The organism is Neptuniibacter sp. (assembly GCF_024231755.1).
Lineage (GTDB): Bacteria > Pseudomonadota > Gammaproteobacteria > Pseudomonadales > Balneatricaceae > Neptuniibacter.
In genome coordinates this window covers 1-1,227 of record NZ_JAAEQH010000019.1, presented here as the reverse complement: position 1 = coordinate 1,227, position 1,227 = coordinate 1, and the positions used below count along the sequence as shown (strand labels likewise).

Sequence of the window (1,227 nt, the reverse complement as noted above, 5' to 3'; positions counted from 1 at the left end):
CAAAACCCAGGAAATCAGCACCGTGCTGAACAGCCTGTTTGATAATTACAATATGGAGGGAATCCCTGTGTCCTACACTATGCAAGATTTTCAAAGAGATTATGTCAAAAATCACTTGGAAGTGCTTACGCCCGATGACCGCCTTAAAGGGCTTTCATTAAGTGATCGCCTCAAAGGAATTTCTTTTGAAGATATTCAGCAGTACCTGAAAAAACACTTCAAAAAGACAAAAAAATAACGAGATAACGTTATATAAATCGTTATCTCGTTATTTTTAATCAAATCAGTTCAATACCTCCTGAAGCTCAATCAGTCCGTCGGATATACGACCGGTGTAATGATCAATAATGTTCCCGATCAGAACGGAATCATAACACCGGTCCGCATCAATCAGTAACCTGCCGATAAATCCCAGAGAAATAGAATAGGTAGCAAGATCGAGCAGAGTATTTTCAAGCTGCTCCTGTTTTATTTTCTTATGAGTGGTCATCAGTTCCCCTCTTTGGCGCAATCATAAAGATCACGCCTCCGTTTCCAGAGCTGGCTGGGATGTTTTCCCCGCCGCTGCGAGTATCGGGCAGACACAGGGGGCTGCCCCTACCATTCCGGCCACCCGTTCTACAGGGCCTCTTCAGGCAGCTTCGTTACGTCGTGGTTCAGCAGGGCCACCGGAGAAAAACCGGTCAGCTCATTGGTGAGCTTGTCAGCGGCCATAACCGCTTCAGTATCCCGCAGACCAGCTGCTCTGGCTATGCGGACTGCGGCCCGGAACTCACGGGCGACGATAAGGAGGGTTTCGGGCCTGTTCGGATCTGCGCCCGGTTGTTGATACGAACCGGTTTTTCTAATCGCGGGCAGGACTTCTGCGGTGACCCATTTGCGGAAGGGTTTCGCGGCGGGTTTGTTGGAACGGAGGATGAGGGTGTAGAGGCCGGATTCGTTGATGATGAGCATCTTCCGCCGTTGACCTGTTCCATCGATTTGATGGAGCAGCTTTTCATCATCATCAAGCCCTTTGAGAGCTACATTCGGATCTGCATATTCGAGAATGTCGCAAACATCTTTTGCAACAAACCAAGGATTACCATCAGCAATTCCCGGATACCCAGGAAACGCCATCATAGTGCGATATTTACAGATTGCTTTCGTAAGCTTTTTATCAGCAGTCCTTGGACAAACATCTCATAATGCCGTGATTTCAACGAGTTGCCTCTAGAGATGTACTGT

The 1,227-nt window shown here is 47.7% G+C and carries 3 protein-coding genes; 1 reads left to right on the top strand and 2 read right to left on the bottom strand.

Annotated elements, in window-relative coordinates; all coding sequences use genetic code 11:
* A partial coding sequence (locus GY843_RS00665) for a hypothetical protein (protein WP_297305790.1) occupies nucleotides 1-238 on the top strand: 238 nt, incomplete at its 5' end.
* Nucleotides 239-283: 45 nt separating this feature from the next.
* Here the strand turns inward: GY843_RS00665 and GY843_RS00660 are convergent.
* Entirely contained in the window at nucleotides 284-490 is a 207-nt protein-coding gene (locus tag GY843_RS00660; RefSeq protein WP_297305789.1) for a hypothetical protein, read from the bottom strand.
* Nucleotides 491-618: 128 nt separating this feature from the next.
* Nucleotides 619-1,122, bottom strand: coding sequence for a Bro-N domain-containing protein (locus tag GY843_RS00655; protein WP_297305788.1), 504 nt, complete (start codon nucleotides 1,120-1,122; stop codon nucleotides 619-621).
* Between the last annotated feature and the right edge of the window lie 105 nt (nucleotides 1,123-1,227).

What these genes read in the sequence shown, in the direction of transcription:
- GY843_RS00660 (WP_297305789.1), bottom strand. Translation starts at nt 490, where the DNA reads ATGACCACTCATAAGAAAATAAAACAGGAGCAGCTTGAAAATACTCTG.
- GY843_RS00655 (WP_297305788.1), bottom strand. Translation starts at nt 1,122, where the DNA reads ATGATGGCGTTTCCTGGGTATCCGGGAATTGCTGATGGTAATCCTTGG.